This is a genomic window from Terriglobia bacterium (assembly GCA_035712365.1).
Lineage (GTDB): Bacteria > Acidobacteriota > Terriglobia > UBA7540 > UBA7540 > SCRD01.
Map to the genome: position 1 here is coordinate 1 of DASTAW010000002.1, position 16,085 is coordinate 16,085.

A 16,085-nucleotide genomic window follows, 5' to 3' on the forward strand; every position below is an offset into this window, starting at 1 on the left:
AGCCACGCAGGCCACCGGCTGAGACCCTACGAAGGCCCCATGCCTCGGCCGGAATCGGAAAAGCTCCAAAACATCCTCAACACCTCCTGTAATCGGTAAATTACGTCGCCGCCAAGCCAGTTGCCACACAGACTCTAAAGCTCCGACGTTCGTTGCGCCTCCATCCAGCCGGCTTCAGCCACTGAAGCGATCATCGGGAAATTCTACAGCACTGACCCGCCGCATACATTCCAAACTGCGGAACGTATGCCCGACCCGCCGCTCCTGACTTTTAGCCTCTCCCGCCGATTTTGCTTGACTTTTGTAAGCTAGTATGGTAGCCTCGACGGTAAGGATGGAGAGCGCGCGGTCTGGCAAGACTTCTGCTAAGCCGGCTGTGGACAGCCCAGGCTCCTGTGGCGTCAAAATATGGGACAAAAAAACACGTTTTTTCAAAAACAAAGCGGAGAAGTTGCTGAAAACACACAGGAATGGCAAAAAAACAAACCTGAACAAACCGGAAAACAAAGCGGAGAACTTATTGAAAACAGGTTCCTGTGGAAAAAAGCAAACCGAAAACAAACCGGAAAACAAAGCGGGCCATGTTATTCAAAATAAAGAACAGGGAAAAGGCAAGCCAGAGAACAATTGAAACACATCCTACCCGTAAGGCTAGCCATCCGGCCCTGCGCCGCGCTCCAAACGGCGAAATTAACCAATGACCAAAGCCTCCGATCGCGCGACGCCCCCGATAAAACATTTGTGGGGGCTCTTCGTAGCTGAATTTATCGGCACCGCATTGCTCGTCGCGGTGGGCGTTTCCATCGTGATCCTCGATTTCGGGAAGGGAAGTCCGGTGGCTGCGCTTTTGCCTGATCCAGGTCTTCGAAGATTGCTGACAGGTTTCATGTTTGGAGTGACGGGCGCCGCCATCGCTGTCTCGCCTTTGGGAAAAGTCAGTGGCGCGCACATCAATCCGGTTGTGACCCTGGCTTTCTGGATGAAGCGAAAAATGAGCGGGCCGCATGCACTCGGATACGTGATTTCGCAGGTTGCCGGAGGAATTGCGGGCGCTCTGCCGCTGCTGGCCTGGGGACGCATAGGGGCCAGCGTCGAGTTCGGCGGGACGTTTCCGGGAAGCGGGTTTACGCTTTTCCAGGCCACGGCGGGGGAAGTCGTCACCACGTTGGGACTGATCGCCGGTTTGTTCCTGTTTCTCGGGCACCCGCAAATCCGTTGTTACACACCGCTGTTGTTTCCTTTCCTCTACGCGGTGATGGTTTATGTTGAAGCCCCGCTTTCTGGCACCAGCACCAACCCGGCCCGCAGCATCGGGCCGTCGCTTGTGGCAGGGGCCTGGAGCGGATGGTGGATCTACTGGGTTGGCCCAGCCCTGGGGACTTTCGTGGCGCTGGCGGCCGGGGAATTGTCCTGGTTGGGTCGCCTGGAAATTGAGGTGGCGAAAATTTATCACTTCGGACACGATCCACATGGCGTCTTTCATCGCTCCCGCTGGTAGCGGCACTGCTCAATATTTCTGACGTCAATGGCGGCGGTCCCGCCGGGGCGGGGTCGCCACGTTGCTGCCTGAAGCCGCCGTTACATAAGTTGCTTCTTGCCGTGTCAGCCCGTCGCGCATGGCTTTTGTTATACTCGAGTGCAGAATTGGTACCGGCTATGGATTTGGCCGCTTGCACGGCCCACAAGTTCTCTGATCTGCAACGACTCGGTCAGTTGCCATGATCCGAAAGAAGACTGCAATCCTGACGGTGTCCGGCATCGTGGCCGTCGTTCTCATCTCGGTGGCGGCTTACCGCCTTGGCGTGCGCCACGCCGCGAAACTCGACAACCGCGCCGGCAGTGCGGAGGGCACGCAAGGAGGATGCGTTGGAATTTCGCAGGCCGGCCTTCATACAGGAGAGAACACCTGCGTGGAAGGACGAGTGCTGCGTGTTTTCACCGCGCGTTCCGGCAGCACCTTTCTGGATTTTTGTCAGGACTACCGAAATTGCGGTTTTGGCAGCGTCATCTTTGCGTCGGACCGTTCCCGCTTTGGAAACCTGGGTTCGCTCGAAGGCAAAAGGGTTAAGATTGCAGGCGAGATCACAACTTACAATGGCCGGGCTGAAATCATTATTCATGATCCAGAGCAAATTCGCGTACGGGATTAGCGGCGGTCTGAGAGCTGCGCGGCGTCCGCACGGGCTGGTTTTTTCAGGCTGCTGCTGCGCAGCCCTGCTGCTCGCTGGCGTGGCAGTTTCCGGCACGATTTTAGGCGCCGGACAGAAACCGGAAAGCAGCGTGCGAGCGCCGCAACCCGCCGCCAAGGGGGCGCCATCGCAGGAGGCCATCGCACTCGTAAACGAGGGCAACGGATTGCTCGATCGCAATGACTTTGCGGGCGCGGAAGCCGACTACCAGAAAGCTCTCGAGACCTCTCCTGATTTGCCGGCCGCGCATCGGGGGCTAGGCCTCGCCTTGTGGCGCGAAGGAGCGCTTGCGCGGGCGTGGCAGGAACTGAGCACGGTGGCAAGGCTTGAACCCGACAACGGCCGGGCGCACTTTGAGCTTGGCCAGCTTGCCTGGGCAATCTACAGCGGACCTTCAGAGACGGTCGCAGCCACCGGCCTAACCGCGGGTGATTTCCGGTCGATGGCGTTAAGCCAGATTCAGAGGGCCTCCGCGCTTGCGCCGCACGACTTCAACATGCGCCTGGAACTTGCGGAAATCGAGCTTGAGGCTGGGAAGAAAAAAGAAGCCGAGGCCGATGCATTGGGATCAGTCGCGATTGCCTCCACCGCTGCGGAACGCTCGCAAGCGCACGTGGCGCTTGCGCGCGCCTATTCCGCGACGGGCGATGAATTGCGATCTGAGACCGAGTTCAGGAAGGCCATTGAAGAAAACGCATCCAGCGGCGCCGCTTATCTCGGGCTGGGCCAGCTTTCTCTCTCGCAGAGTGACCCAGCCCAGGCGGAAAAGTATTTCAACCAGGCCATCCATGTCACCCCTGAACTTGGCGCCGCCTACGCTGCCCTCGCCAGGATTTATGTTACGGCCCGGCAGCTCGGGCAGGCCATGGGTTTGTTGAAGAAGGCGGTATCGCTTGATCCGGACGACTGGCAGAGCGAATTTGAACTTGGCAAGCTCCAGATGCGGTCAGGAGATGCGGCCGGCGCCAAAGAGCTGTTTACGAAGATCGTCGCGGCGCGGCCGGATTTCCTTCCGGCCGGCGAGCAACTTGCCTTAATGCGTCTTCGCCAGGGAGACGTGCAGGGGGCCATAGCGCAGGCCCAGGCGCTTGCGACACGCGATCCCGGGGCGGCGGAAGGCCACCGGGTGCTGGCATTGGCGTACTGGCGGGAGCGGCAAAACGATGCATCACTGGCGGAGTGCGCGCAGGCGCTGGCCGCTGATCCACACTCGACCTCCATGCAGGCGCTCGAGGCGTTCGTGCTTTGGCAGAGCAAGCGGCACGGGGAGGCGCGGCGGGTGCTGCATGAGGCGGCCACCAGAGACCCCGAAATCCTTTCGCCCGTGACGTTCTGCCGCGAAATCGTGTGCGGAAGTTCGGATGTTCTGCTGGTGGGCGCGTTTCTGCGGGACAATCGCTGGATTCTGAGGACTCCGGCAGACCAGTAGCCGCCAGTTGTCCAACGGGGTGAGGACCGGACCCTCGGGGTTAATTTCAGGAAAAGTCGATCAATGTTTGGGGGTCAGTCGGTATCGCTCAAACGGCGGTGTCCTGTGCGGTTTGAGACCAGATGATCGGTGGTAACTTGGCTCGATTTGTGGCACGGGCGTCTCGCTCGGGCTTCGGACAAAAAAGCACAGTCAGGATGGCCCGTGCCACAAAATGGGGAGCAAACTGCGCCACCACCAGATAGTCCGGGTGTTTGACAAACGTACAGGCACGCTGATACATTCAAGCCAATGCGACAAAGGGAACCTTTCTCCGACCGGCATTTCCCACTGAAGAAACAACTCTGTGCCTGTCTCTGTGGTAGCCACCCTTCTGTCGACATGCGAGGTGTCTATGCAAGGAACAATCAAGCGCGTGGTTCGCGACCGCGGATTTGGATTCATCCGGTCGGCTGAAGGGCGTGAGGTTTTTTTTCACCGCAGCAGCCTTCAGGGACTTAACTTCGATACGTTGAAGGAAGGTGATACGGTGGAGTTTGAGATCGAGGACGGCCCCAAGGGTCCCAGGGCTGCTTCGGTCCGGGCCGCGGAATAGGGCGCTCGCTCCTTGCAGTTTCCAAGCAATGGAAATCTGGAACAACGCGGACGGACCGTTTGAAGCCGCGACCTTGCAGGGAAGGGTCCTCCGTCATCCGAGGTGATTGCGGCGGCTACCTTGAAACCTGCACGTGCTGTTCGCCCGCGTGCAGTTCCAGCTTTTGTCCTCCCCACGCAAGCCAGCCTGTAGTGCCCTGAGGCAGCGTGATATCAGCGGCCAGGAGGTCATCGTGCCGGTCGTATTTCACCACGATGCTGCCTTGAGGGACGGGGACCGTGGCCGAAAGATGATCGAGCGTCCCCAGGTGCGGCTGGATCAAAACCTTGTTGAAGCCCGGCGCGGCGGGTCCTATTCCTGCCACCGTGTTGAGGAAGTCGAAGTTCGGATGGGCGCTCCAGGCGTGGCAGTCGGACCGCACGGGTTCGGGTTCCTCTGCCCAGGTGGTCAGGCCAAGATCGAGCATCTGCCGCCAGGGCCCAAGCAGGTTGAGATAATCATTGCCCAGCCCAACTTTCTTAAGGGCGCGGAACAGATAGAACCGAAAGTAGTATGAGCACTGGGCGAGTGTAGAATCCGTCAAAACCTTCTGCATGACGCCTTTCTGTTGCTGCTCGGGGATGGCGTTGGCAAGGACGCCCAGGATGCTGGCATGCTGGCTGAAGCTCTGGCGCGCGGGAGTGTCCGCCAGCAGGCGGCGTGCCGGATCCCAGCACTTGTCGTAAACGGCGCGTGCAATTTTTGCCGCCATAGCGCGGTCCTGTTCCGCGAAGTTCTTGTTGCCGATACTCGATTCCAGGTCGGCGGCGTCTTGGAGGGCCGCGACAAATTGCAGCGTCAGGATTGAAGATTGCCCGTCCGCTTCTTCCGGAGGCACGCCATCTTTGAACTGCGGAGTCCAGTCAACAAAGTTCCACCATTCGAGCCGTCCCAGCAGGCCGGACGGACCCATCCGGCGTTCAAACCAGCCGAGGACGTCCCTCATGCCGGGAAGGTACTGCTGGAGAAATGCCGTATCGCCGTGATACCACCAAAGGTCATGCATCATGCCGATCCAGAAGAGAGAAAACGGCGGAATGAACTGCGGCAGACGCGATGGGTAGCGGCTTTGCGTGATGCCTTCAGGAATGCGCGACTCGTTCAGCAGTTCGATGGCATTCTTCGCCAGACGGTCGTCACCCGTCATGTAGAGCGATATCAATATCTGGATTCGCGTGTCACCGCCGTACTGCAATCGTTCATAGTACGGGCAGTCCATATAGGTTGTGTGGGCGCAAAGCCGCGCAGTGCGCCAGCCGACCTCCCACATCTTCTGGAGGGTTGGGTCTCCGCTGTCAAAGCTGGCCTCGACGGTGAAGGGGTAGGCGGTGAAAATCCCGCGAAGGTCATCGAGCGTGAGCGGTTCGTCGCCGGTCCTTATCGCGAGCTGCAGGTAACGGTAAGTGCGCCACCAGAGTGTCCGGAACATTCGCTGCTGGCCGCCATCGGGAAGAAACTGGTCCTGCATCCCCAGCATCTTCTTGCCCTGGATGTCGTTCCGGTTTCCCTTGTCGCGGCCTTTCCACAACGCCTCCGCATAGGTCAGCGTGATCACCGAGCCCTTTCCGCCACTGACCACGAGTTCCGGATAGGCGGTTGTTTCAAAGCTCTGGTCGAAAAGCACCGTGGTGGTTGTGTTGGCCGGGACCGTCACCGGCGAACCTCCTTGCAGAAAGGCGTCCGGGACCTCGACGCCCTGCGACCTCCTCACGCTGGCCAGACGCTGAAGTCTCTGTTCCATCATGGGGATGGTGCGCGGCACCAGCATCCACGGCGAGTGGCTGTCCTGAATTCCGCGTGGCCCTCCTTCGACGAGCATTTCCGCCGGTTTCCAGCTCGAATCGTCAAATCCCACATCCTGCCATCCCCAGGGAACGCGGGATGCGTCAACGCGAATCCCCGGACCCACCACCATATAGAAGGGAATTGTCTTGCGGTCGATAGGGATCATCCGGACAGCCTGACTCTCCAGAACCTTCCAGCTTGCGTTTGTATTGACCTCTGCTTCCTGAGCGGTGTCGCCCTGCACGATCAATCCCGTCTCATGGCTCATCTGAGCCATGGGGGCGAGTTCGGCAAAGTTCCAGACGATGGCGGCGATAGTGTTATGTCCGGTCTGGAGGTGGCTGGCGATGTCGAGCGTTTCGTACCGCCAATGGAACAGGTCGCCTCGCGCCGGGCCTGTGGAGACTCGCGTACTGTTTACAAAAAGCTGGTAATGGTTGTCGGCGCTCACGTGAATGACAAAATGCTCCGGCTTGCTCGAAAGCGAGAACTCTTTTCGGAAATAATAGACCCCAAACTCGCGATGCGGGCTGCCGGGACACGCAATCCATTGGGCTGTCCAGTGCTGATGGAGGATGGCAGGGTTTGACTCGCCGGAACTGGAACTCATGGAAGGGAACGTGCTCAGAAAGAGTGCAACAAAAATCAATGCTCGAGTACGGCTCGCGCTCATGACGGGAATCTCCTGAAGCTTGAGTCTTGCCGCGCACTGCAACTGGCATTACGACGGATGCTGAATCAGTTCAAGGCGGCGATTATGGCTATTTCACGTCTGGAAGTCAAAGGAGAAAGCCCGAATGTGCGCGGGGCAGTTTGAGCCGGGAAGAGTGCAGGGGAGAGGGGTAATGAGGTTGAACAGATCGGGCGAAAGCAATCTATCGACGAGGTATCAACTGGAACGACGGCGGGAAACGTGCGGGCACACAAGCTGGAAGGAGTCGAGATGGCTGTCATCCGGCGCCAGCCATTCTGCTCATCGTCCCTGAAGCTGATTATTATTCATGTGGTCGCTTAATTCTGTTGGAACGGCGAGTGTTCCTGAAACTTCTCCTCTTCCAATCTGTGAAACAATCAGCCGAAGAGGGTACTTGCTCCGTGAAGTGTAGAACTGCACGATTTCATTGAGGGCGCGGTCTTTCAACACAACGGACTTGTCATCCACCATCATGCGAACGGTGTAGTGCTGCTCTCTGACGCTGGTGGATTCCAGCTCCATTGGGATTGGGCCGATACGATGGAGACCCGCTCCCTTTGAGAGCGTGAAGGAGACATCGGACGCTTGCACCCTTTCCAGAAGGTAGTTAACGCCATTCTGCGTCTGCTGGATGGCTGAGCGCTGCGTATCGAGTTCGCCCACGACGTTGCCCAGGCGGTCGGTTGCTGCACGCCATTCATCATGGCTGGCTGCGAGGTTTCCCTGTATCGCATTCAGCTCTTTAGTGGGGACCGTCTGGCCGTTGGTAGCCGGTGCTTTGGTTGCAAGCTCTGGCGCCTTCACCGAAGCGGGCGCCGTGGCAGCAAGCTTTGTCGATATCGATCGACTGCTTGTGGAATGACTTGGATCGCTGGCAGGCGTTTCGCCGCGAAGGCGAGCACCAGGCCGCGCCAAAGATGCAGCCAGCAGACTGCTCTGGCCGGGGGCCGCTTTGGCGGTGGTCGTGCCGGGCGTTCGTCTGCCGGGCGCCGCGTGCCTTCGCCTTTCAAGTTCGTTCACGCGGTCCTGCATCGACTTCAGTCTGGTCTGGAGCTCCGCGATTCGGGCTTTGTCGGCGGCGTCTGAAGGGCCTTTGCCGCCAGCCTTCACGTACCGGTAGGTGGCAAAAGCCGACAGTGCGGCAACGAGCAATAGCACCAAGCCTCCTGGCAGCGGAGATCTCGACAGAGGAGGTTTCGGCTCAACCTTTTTAACGAACACCTGCCTGTCAAATACTGGACCGCCCATGCTCAACTCCCTGCTTTAGTGCAGCCCAATCTTCACGGTAGTCGGATAAAGCTGTTTGAGAGGCAGCAGGAACTCTCTTGTCTCGTTCGGCAGGAGATCAATCTCCTGCTCTGCATGGTCCATCCGTGGTCCGTTCATCGCCACGTCATATTGACCAGGAGGCAGGACCAGCAGAATCGGTGTTTTGCCCACTGGTTTGCCATCAATCTTCACGTCGGCATGGGTTGGTGTCGAACGGAGCATGAGCTTGGCCGCGTTCTTGCCGGCCTGTTTCTCCAGCACTTTTCGGTTTTCCGCCACCGAGCCCTGCTTCATGGAGTCGAATATATACTTCGGGTTTGCGCCGTCGGTCCGGATTGGTTGGCTCATGATGACCGACGATTTGTCGCCGCCGTTCGCGGTCAGGTCAGGAACTGCCACCTTGTTCATCATGTTGCTCCTGCTGATGCTGCCGGCAATACCTGAAGTTGCACCGCCGTATTCCGCCGCAGCCTGTGCGTAGAGACAGCTACTTGCCAGAACCAAGAGCAGTGATAATTCGATTGCGTGCCAAAGCGGCATCGACACGGATCGCAAAAAGTTGGGCAGCCGCATTGGTTCGGGGTGCTGAAGTCTGCTGTGGAGTGGGGTCATGTTCATCCTTTCCGGTTATCAGTGTTCACTCTGGCACGCGAAGGATCCAGCCCAAACCAGCATTTAGCTGCCCGGCCCTTCAGTCCCTGGCGCGGGACCCCCTCCCGGCTGCCCCCCGTAGTGTTGGCCTTCCAGAACTTACGTCCTAGGATATATCCTGAATGCGTTTTCGGCAAGCTCCAGATGAGCTCTCGGGAAGTTGGAAATAGCGATGTGCAGTCAGTTGCAACTTCACAGCCCGACAGAATGTGGTATCGCCTGTGATTTCAGAGGGTTACAAAAAAGAGAATTTCAGGGAGTGGATACATTGCAGGATCTGATGAATCAGGCGGACGGATCAATCATGGGCAGGCGATTTTCGGCGGTTTTGGCGGGTAACGGCGGGAACCTGCCCCGTTGTGGGAAGTTCATGGGATCACCGCCATTTTTAATTCTCCGTTGCGGTGCTTCATTTTCTGGAAGAAATGCGGCAATTCGTCAAGCGGGATTTCCCCTGTCACAAAATCTGAGGCACGGATTTCTCCTTTCGCCACCGCATCGAGGGCCTTACGGACAAATTGCGGAGTGTGATGGAAGGTCGAGCGCAGCGTGATTTCTGAATAGTGAAGGAGCGAGGGATCAAACTGCACCTGGCTGCCGCGCGGACACCCTCCGAATAGATTAACGGTGCCGCCGCGACGCACCATCTGGACGGCCCACTGCCAGGTCTGTGGGATTCCGACTGCTTCAATTACCGAATCAGCGCCGTGACCTCCTTCAGTGAGCTGGCGGACTGCGGAAACCGGGTCTTCCATCTGTGAGATGTCAAACCCGGCATAGGCGCCAAGCCGTTCCGCAGTACGGACCTGGCTCCTCCTTTTGCCGAGGGCAATCACCCGTGCGCCGCGAACTGACAGCACTCGGATGAACTTCAGCCCGATGGGCCCGCATCCCACCACCACCGTGGTGTCGCCGGCTTGAATCCCTGTTTCTTCGATGCCCCGCAGAATGCACGCAAGCGGTTCAACCAGGGCGGCGTCCCGGAAGGGCACGTGTGGGGGAATCTCCAGTGTATTTTCCCGAACGATGCGCCCCGGAATCCGGATGTACTCAGCGTAGGCGCCGTTGTTAAACAGGAGCGAATTGCAAAGGTTCGACTGGCCTTTGCGGCAAAATATGCAGCTATTACAGGGGGCAGAATTGGCAGGCACCACCCAGGATCCAGGCTTCAGCCCGTTAGCGACATCGCTTCCAACTGCTTCGACAATTCCTGAGAGTTCGTGTCCAAAAACAGCCGGAGGTACAATCATCTTGGCGTGATAACCTTGCCGCCAGACTTTCAAGTCCGTTCCGCAGGTCAGGGCCACCTTCACCCGTACCAGGACTTCATCCGGAGTGAAGGTCGGTATCGGAATTCGTTCAATTTTCAGGTCTTCGCGACCATATAACACCGCGGCGTTCATATCGCCGCTGAGATGAGTTTCCATTAAGGCACCACTATGATTTTCAGAGACTCCTCAGTAGGATGAGCTGCCAGATTTAAAGCTTGTTCAATTTCAAAAAGGGGAAACCGGTGAGAAATCAACTTCTGCACCGGAAGTACACGTTCAAAAATCAGACGGGCAGATTCTTGCTGCAGATCATATGAAGCGCTATAACTGCCGAGGATTTCTTTTTCGTCAATTCCCACCGCCGCGGCAGGAAATTCGACGCGCAGCAACGGATCGTTATAGGCAAAAAGGAGGACACGACCTCCGGGGCGGGTCAGTGTCAGGGCCTGCTCCAAGAGTTCACGCTGGGGCGCAGCAACCAGCACGACGTCTGCGCCACGGCCCGAAGTGCGAGTGCGGATGGCTTCAACCAGATCCACGCCCACAGGATCAAAGGACTCCTCAGCCCCGAGTTCGATGCTTTTCCGGCGGCGTGCCGGCACCGGATCGGCCGTCACCACTCTGCTGCCGGCGCAGATCCGCGCCAACATCATCAGCAGCATGCCGATAGGGCCCTGGCCCAACACTAGGACCTTGTCCCGCTCCTCGACACGGGCTTTGTAGATGGCCTTCAGGCATGTATTGACAGGTTCGACAAATGAGGCTTCCTCAAAGGAAACATGTGGCGGAATCCGGACCATTCCCCGTTCGGCGATCCAATCCATTACACGCACGTATTCCGCGAAGCCTCCTCCGCTGGGGCGGAAGCCGCTGGTGACTCCCACCTTCTTGTAGGTGGGGCACTGGGAGTAGAGTTTCTGATCGCAGTAGAAACAAGCGCCGCAGGGAATGTGATGAAATGTCAACACCCTGTCACCCGTCCGCCACTCTCGTACGCCGGCACCAACCGTTTCAACTGTTCCGGCGATTTCGTGCCCGAATATCTGTGGCGGAGGGAGGAACCCGTGCTTGATCTTCTTAATGTCAGTTCCGCAGATGCCGCAGGCGCGGACTCGCACCAGCACTTCGCCCTCGGAAATTGCAGGCAGCGGCACCTCCTCAGCGACCACGCGGCCCTGGCCGCGGTAGACCCCAGCCCACATCCGTTTGCTCGGCTGCTGGAGTTCCGTCGGCGTCCCGGCTTCTGTTCTGATGGTTGTCATTGGCTGATGGCTGGGACGCCCAGGTCCATTTTCTCCTGATGTCCGGTTAAAAAAGTTGTGTACCTCTCAAGGTACCGGGCAAGGGCTGTGGCAGCGCGCGCACTTCGCACACCGAGCTGCGCCAGTGGCCACAGGCGTCGCGGGTCGCCAGCAACCTGGCTTAAGACCTGGACAATGCGAATGCGCCCCGAGTCGTCAAGAGCGCGGTCAAAATCACAAGGGACTTCCATCTCAGCGGAATCGGCTACCACTCGCACTGCAACGCAGGGAACATCCAGGCGGCCCATTTCTTGCATCACTGCAAAGGCTTCCATATCCACTGCGTCGGCTGCAGCCCCGAGGCGAAATTTCTCCTGCGCCGTTCGCACCACATGGCCGCTGGAAAAAAAACGGTCCACGGGTTTTGCTCCGCACTCAACGGCAGCGCTGAAAAGACCCTGATCGCTTTCATACGAAACTCCGGCGCTGGCTTTCTGGACTGCCCTTGCAGCCAGAATTTCTCCCGACCGATGCTGAGGTTTCAGTCCGCCCGCCAGCCCCGAGGCGATACAGATGTCGGGACGGCAATCGGTGAACTTTCTGATTGCCCGCGCCGCGTTCGCCGCTCCGATTCCGGTGAGGAGCACCCTGACATCCTTTCCTGCTGCCCGTGCGATGAAGACCATGCCGTCGCCGGGAGACGCCTGAAATTTCCGCAGGCGAAGCCATGGTTTGAATTCCCACTCCAACGCAAATGTCACCAGAATTCTCATTCGCGTTCCCGGCTTGCTAATGCCGCACGTCCGAAGCCTCTTGCGAGGTTGCTATGGTTGGCGTAGCCATTCTGTATGTACCAGGCGACGGCCCTCTCGAGTGCAGCCTCCACCGGGCCAGCTCTGAAGCCGAGTTCAGCGGCAGCTTTGGAGCAATCCACGAACATTTTGTGCCGCGCCATTCGAACTCCCTCCAACGGGATTCGTGGCTGGCGGTTCAACACGCGCGAACAGACCTGGTCGGCATATCCGGCAGCCATAGCGACGGAATGCGGCAGACGAAGACGAGGGCCGGTACGTCCGCTGATTCGCGCCAGAGCATCTAGAACTTCTTTCAGCATCATGTTGCGACCGCCGAGGACGTACCGCTCGCCGACGCGTCCGCGCTCCGCAGCTATCCAGTGCCCGAATGCAACGTCTTCAACAGGCACCCAGTTGAGGCCGGTCTCGACGTATGCCGGAATCTTGCCGTTCAGGAAATCCACGATGACCTGGCCAGTCGGCGTCGGTTTCCAGTCACCCGGGCCTACCGGAGTGGTGGGATTGACAACCACCAGGGGCAGTCCTTCGCGCGCCGCCCTCAGCGCTTCTTTCTCGGCGAGGAACTTTGAGCGTTTATAGTGGCCAATCATTTCCTCGATTCCCGCCTCGGTTGCTTCGTTGGGCAGGGTGACACCGCGGTCTACTGCAATGGTTGCAACGCTGCTGGTGACCACGATTCGCTGAACTCCCACTCTGCGTGCTGCTTCCAGTAAATTCCGTGTACCGGTTACGTTGGAATCGTAAATCTCCTGAGGGCGGGAAGCACCCAGGCGGTAATCGGCCGCAACGTGAAAGACCCGATCGGCGCCTTTAATGGCGGGACCCAGCGAGCTGAGATCTCGCAGATCGCCGTATACCTTTTCTACCGGCACTCCTTCGAGCGCCAAAAGGCTGCTTTGCGGGCGCACGAGGACCCGGACCTTTTCGCCACGTTCGGCCAGCGTTCGAGCTACGTGGCTACCCACAAAGCCGCTTGCCCCGGTTACAAGAGAAATCATCCTACGAGTCCATTTGCGTACTGGGCGCCGTTGCCGTTGCGCCCGCTCTTCGGTTTCGTAAGCTGCCACCTGAGGAGTTTCCAGGTATCGGGGAAATTGCGGTTGGCTCCCAGCACCGCGGAAGGTTCAAAGCCCACGTGGACCATACAGTGTTCGCATCGAGGATCCTTCCCCGGCCCGTACTTTTCCCAGGGAGTGGATTGCATGAACTCTTTGAAGGTGGCGTAGTGCCCGTCCGTGATCAGGTAGCACGGACCCTTCCAGCCGCGCGGATTATAAGTAGGATTGCCCCATGCCGTACACTCCAGTTCGCGCTCGCCGCGCAGATATTCCAAATAGATCGGCGAAGTCATGACGCAGTATTTTTCCAGCAGACGGCTGGCCAGGCGGAACTTCTGATGAATTTCCTGGCGAGACATGAAGATTTCTTTGGTCTGGACGGCAAGATAGGAGTAAGCCGGTGAAAGCATGTGCCCGTCCACGCCGAGGCCTCGCAGGAATTCAAACAGTTCCGCGATCTCGTTCAGGTCTGTCTGCTTGTAAATGGTGGTGTTGGTACACACCTGGAAACCGCGGTCTTTGGCGAACTTGATGGCCTCGACCGCCTCGCGGAAAACCCCGTTGCGTTCTACGCAGAGGTCGTGGGTGGCCTCCATGCCGTCCAGGTGGATGTTGAAAAACATGCGTGAGGTGGGCTTGTAATCCTGCAGACGTTTTCGAATGAACATCCCATTCGTGCAAAGGTAGATGTTCTTCTTGCGGTCCAGGATTTCACTTACCAGGCGCGGCAAGTCAGGATAGATCATTGGCTCGCCGCCGCAAATGGAAACGACAGGCGCGCCGCACTCATCCACTGCATTGAGGCATTGCTCGACGGTCAGCTTGTCGCGGATGGTATCTTTATATTCTCGAATGCGTCCACAGCCTGTGCATGTCAGGTTACAGGCGTGCAACGGTTCCAGCATCATGACCAAAGGAAATTTATCAACGCGATGAAGCCTCTTTCCAGCAATATAGGTACTCAGATTTGCCGTCAAACTGAGCGGAAATCTCATCAATTCCTCCCGTTTTTCTTTCCGTTTCCATTGTGCGGCTCGAATTCGGCTGGCGAAAGGCGAACGGACTCCGCCTGCGTTCTGTTCAGACGGAGGTTTTGGTAATGCGCCAGCGCATAAAGTGGGAAGGTATTACGATATAAGGTGTAACACAGATAGAAGACCCGCGGGAAGCCGGTCCCGGTAAATTCGTTTTCTTTCCAGAAACCCTCTTCGGTCTGTTCGTCCAACAGATATTGCACCGCGTTAGTGACGGCCGGATCATTGACGCCGCGGGTGGCCAGCAATCCGATCAGTCCCCATGCCGTTTGTGACGGTGTGCACGGCCCCCTTCCTTTGAGGGAAGGGTCGTCGTAGGAAGCGCATGATTCTCCAAAACCGCCCCCCCTGTTCTGAACGGAACAGAGCCAGTCAGCCCCCCTTAGAGCTTCCGGAGTCCGGCCCAGGCCGAAAGCTTCCAGCATCCGCAGAACGCCGCTGGTTCCGTAGACGTAGTTCACACCCCACCGGCCGTACCACGCTCCTTCCGCCCCCTGCTGTCTTCGCAGATAGCCGAGAGCGCGCTGCACCGCAGGGTGCGTAGCCGGCCACCCGAGGCGCGCAACGCACTCCAGCACCCGCGCGGTGACGTCCGCCGTTGAAGGGTCGATCATGGCATTGTGATCAGCAAACGGTACACGGGTAAGGACTGCACAGTCATTATCACGGTCGAAGGCGCCCCAGCCTCCATCGCGGTTCTGCATGCTGACCAGCCAGTGGAACCCGCGCCGGAGTGCATGCTCAAGCCGGACCTTGTCCGGATAGGCGACCCGCTGCAGCGCCATCATCACAAAGGAGGCGTCGTCAACATCGGGATAAAAGTCATTCAGAAATTCAAACGCCCAACCTCCCGGCGGGGCGTCCTGATTCTTCACCTGCCAGTCGCCGGGACCGACAATCTGGCGATCCAGCAGCCATCGCGCGGCATTCACCAGGGCCGGATGGTCTGAAGGCAGACCCGCCTCCTCAAGCGAGTACATTGCAATCGCGGTATCCCAGACAGGTGACCGGCAAGGTTGCAGGGAAATCGTGTCCCCCTTCTCAACCTCGAACCCGCGCAAATGCGCGAGCTCCCGTGCCGTCAGAGGGTCATCAGCAGGATGTCCCATGGCTAGCAAGGCAAAGAGCGAGTTGAGCATGGCCGGGTAAATAGCCCCCAATCCCTCGCTCCTCTCCAGATGTTCCAGCATCCATCTCTGTGCCCGCGCAAGAGCCATCTTACGCAAGGGCCTCCAGGGGAGGGACTCGTGCAACTTGAACAAGCGGTCGATGGCAAGAAACAGGTTCCGCCAGGTGATGATTTTCCGGTCCCAGTCAAAGGCCGGAATGTGACCAGACGCCTCGCGGAAAAGTTCATCAACTCGCGCATGCTTGGGCAGGGGCCAGTGCGGACGCAGAGCGTAGAGGATCGTGAGCGGCACCACGATCGCGCGCGTCCACGACGACAGGGAGTAAACGTTAAAGAAAAACCAGGACGGAGAAAGCATTAACTCGGGAGGGATTGCCGGCACGTGCTTCCATTCCAAAGCGCCCCCCAGCGCCAGGTAAAACCGCGTGTAAGAATTGGTCTGTTCAAGCCCCCCGAGGTCGTGGATTCTCAGGCGGGCAGCCGCCATGGCGGGCTCATCCGGGGAATGGCCGGCCAGCTTCAGTGCGAAGTAAGCTTTGACGGTGGCGTTGAGCTCGGAGGGGCCGCCCAGGTAGATATTCCACCCTCCGTCCGGCAGCTGCCTGCGGCGTATGGAGTTCGACAGCTTCGCTATCCGCCCGGGAACAAATTGCCCGGCCACGTAAAGAAAAAATATGTAGTCAGATTCCAGAGTGGAATCGGCGTGTAGTTCGCCGACCCAGTAGCCCTCTGGTGATTGCAAGGAAAGCAGATGCTCGGACGCCCGGGCAATCGCCCGTTCGACGCGTTGATCGAGGCCAGCATCCAATGCTCCGACCGCACCGCCGTCTTTGAACGATTCGAGCTCTACTCTCGCTTCCTGTGTCATGAACACCCCGTACTCACT

General features: G+C 58.3%; 14 protein-coding genes. 5 read left to right on the forward strand and 9 right to left on the reverse strand.

Annotated features, from left to right (window positions below; genetic code table 11):
• The first annotated feature begins 334 nt into the window (after positions 1–334).
• The 5 genes from VFQ24_00360 (at position 335) to VFQ24_00380 (ending at position 4,213) form a co-directional block, all read left to right on the forward strand.
• Positions 335–631, forward strand: coding sequence for a hypothetical protein (locus VFQ24_00360; protein HET9176791.1), 297 nt, complete (start codon positions 335–337; stop codon positions 629–631).
• Between the two features lie 66 nt (positions 632–697).
• Complete coding sequence (locus VFQ24_00365; protein ID HET9176792.1) at positions 698–1,498, forward strand: aquaporin; 801 nt, start codon at positions 698–700, stop codon at positions 1,496–1,498.
• A gap of 220 nt (positions 1,499–1,718) precedes the next feature.
• Entirely contained in the window at positions 1,719–2,150 is a 432-nt protein-coding gene (locus VFQ24_00370) for a hypothetical protein (GenBank protein ID HET9176793.1), read from the forward strand.
• Entirely contained in the window at positions 2,119–3,618 is a 1,500-nt protein-coding gene (locus tag VFQ24_00375) for a tetratricopeptide repeat protein (protein ID HET9176794.1), read from the forward strand. The genes VFQ24_00370 and VFQ24_00375 overlap by 32 nt, the downstream gene beginning before the upstream one ends.
• Before the next feature lie 394 nt (positions 3,619–4,012).
• On the forward strand, positions 4,013–4,213 hold the full coding sequence (locus tag VFQ24_00380) for a cold shock domain-containing protein (protein HET9176795.1): 201 nt from the start codon (positions 4,013–4,015) through the stop codon (positions 4,211–4,213).
• A 115-nt stretch (positions 4,214–4,328) separates the two neighbouring features.
• Here VFQ24_00380 and VFQ24_00385 read toward each other — a convergent pair whose 3' ends face one another.
• The 9 genes from VFQ24_00385 to shc form a co-directional block, all read right to left on the reverse strand.
• Positions 4,329–6,710, reverse strand: a complete 2,382-nt coding sequence (locus tag VFQ24_00385) for an alpha-L-rhamnosidase C-terminal domain-containing protein (protein HET9176796.1) — start codon at positions 6,708–6,710, stop codon at positions 4,329–4,331.
• Positions 6,711–7,010: 300 nt separating this feature from the next.
• The gene (locus tag VFQ24_00390; protein ID HET9176797.1) at positions 7,011–7,889 is read right to left on the reverse strand and encodes a hypothetical protein; all 879 of its coding nucleotides are present in this window, start codon (positions 7,887–7,889) and stop codon (positions 7,011–7,013) included.
• A gap of 105 nt (positions 7,890–7,994) precedes the next feature.
• On the reverse strand, positions 7,995–8,618 hold the full coding sequence (locus VFQ24_00395) for a PEGA domain-containing protein (GenBank protein HET9176798.1): 624 nt from the start codon (positions 8,616–8,618) through the stop codon (positions 7,995–7,997).
• Between the two features lie 401 nt (positions 8,619–9,019).
• Positions 9,020–10,078 carry an alcohol dehydrogenase catalytic domain-containing protein gene (locus VFQ24_00400; protein ID HET9176799.1) on the reverse strand — a complete coding sequence of 353 codons (1,059 nt, stop codon included), beginning with the start codon at positions 10,076–10,078 and terminating at the stop codon, positions 9,020–9,022.
• Entirely contained in the window at positions 10,078–11,184 is a 1,107-nt protein-coding gene (locus tag VFQ24_00405; GenBank protein HET9176800.1) for an alcohol dehydrogenase catalytic domain-containing protein, read from the reverse strand. Before VFQ24_00405 ends, VFQ24_00400 begins: the two co-directional genes overlap by 1 nt.
• Positions 11,181–11,936, reverse strand: a complete 756-nt coding sequence (locus VFQ24_00410) for a hypothetical protein (GenBank protein HET9176801.1) — start codon at positions 11,934–11,936, stop codon at positions 11,181–11,183. Before VFQ24_00410 ends, VFQ24_00405 begins: the two co-directional genes overlap by 4 nt.
• Entirely contained in the window at positions 11,933–12,976 is a 1,044-nt protein-coding gene (gene hpnA, locus VFQ24_00415) for a hopanoid-associated sugar epimerase (GenBank protein HET9176802.1), read from the reverse strand. The genes VFQ24_00410 and hpnA overlap by 4 nt, the downstream gene beginning before the upstream one ends.
• Complete coding sequence (hpnH, locus tag VFQ24_00420; protein HET9176803.1) at positions 12,973–14,031, reverse strand: adenosyl-hopene transferase HpnH; 1,059 nt, start codon at positions 14,029–14,031, stop codon at positions 12,973–12,975. Before hpnH ends, hpnA begins: the two co-directional genes overlap by 4 nt.
• Complete coding sequence (shc, locus tag VFQ24_00425) at positions 14,031–16,067, reverse strand: squalene--hopene cyclase (GenBank protein ID HET9176804.1); 2,037 nt, start codon at positions 16,065–16,067, stop codon at positions 14,031–14,033. The genes hpnH and shc overlap by 1 nt, the downstream gene beginning before the upstream one ends.
• Between the last annotated feature and the right edge of the window lie 18 nt (positions 16,068–16,085).

Excerpts from the sequence above, each read along its gene's own strand:
- VFQ24_00360 (HET9176791.1), top strand. The coding sequence starts at position 335 with ATGGAGAGCGCGCGGTCTGGCAAGACTTCTGCTAAGCCGGCTGTGGAC.
- VFQ24_00365 (HET9176792.1), top strand. The coding sequence starts at position 698 with ATGACCAAAGCCTCCGATCGCGCGACGCCCCCGATAAAACATTTGTGG.
- VFQ24_00370 (HET9176793.1), top strand. The coding sequence starts at position 1,719 with ATGATCCGAAAGAAGACTGCAATCCTGACGGTGTCCGGCATCGTGGCC.
- VFQ24_00375 (HET9176794.1), top strand. The coding sequence starts at position 2,119 with ATGATCCAGAGCAAATTCGCGTACGGGATTAGCGGCGGTCTGAGAGCT.
- VFQ24_00380 (HET9176795.1), top strand. The coding sequence starts at position 4,013 with ATGCAAGGAACAATCAAGCGCGTGGTTCGCGACCGCGGATTTGGATTC.
- VFQ24_00385 (HET9176796.1), bottom strand. The coding sequence starts at position 6,710 with ATGAGCGCGAGCCGTACTCGAGCATTGATTTTTGTTGCACTCTTTCTG.
- VFQ24_00395 (HET9176798.1), bottom strand. The coding sequence starts at position 8,618 with ATGAACATGACCCCACTCCACAGCAGACTTCAGCACCCCGAACCAATG.
- VFQ24_00400 (HET9176799.1), bottom strand. The coding sequence starts at position 10,078 with ATGGAAACTCATCTCAGCGGCGATATGAACGCCGCGGTGTTATATGGT.
- VFQ24_00405 (HET9176800.1), bottom strand. The coding sequence starts at position 11,184 with ATGACAACCATCAGAACAGAAGCCGGGACGCCGACGGAACTCCAGCAG.
- VFQ24_00410 (HET9176801.1), bottom strand. The coding sequence starts at position 11,936 with ATGAGAATTCTGGTGACATTTGCGTTGGAGTGGGAATTCAAACCATGG.
- hpnA (HET9176802.1), bottom strand. The coding sequence starts at position 12,976 with ATGATTTCTCTTGTAACCGGGGCAAGCGGCTTTGTGGGTAGCCACGTA.
- hpnH (HET9176803.1), bottom strand. The coding sequence starts at position 14,031 with ATGAGATTTCCGCTCAGTTTGACGGCAAATCTGAGTACCTATATTGCT.
- shc (HET9176804.1), bottom strand. The coding sequence starts at position 16,067 with ATGACACAGGAAGCGAGAGTAGAGCTCGAATCGTTCAAAGACGGCGGT.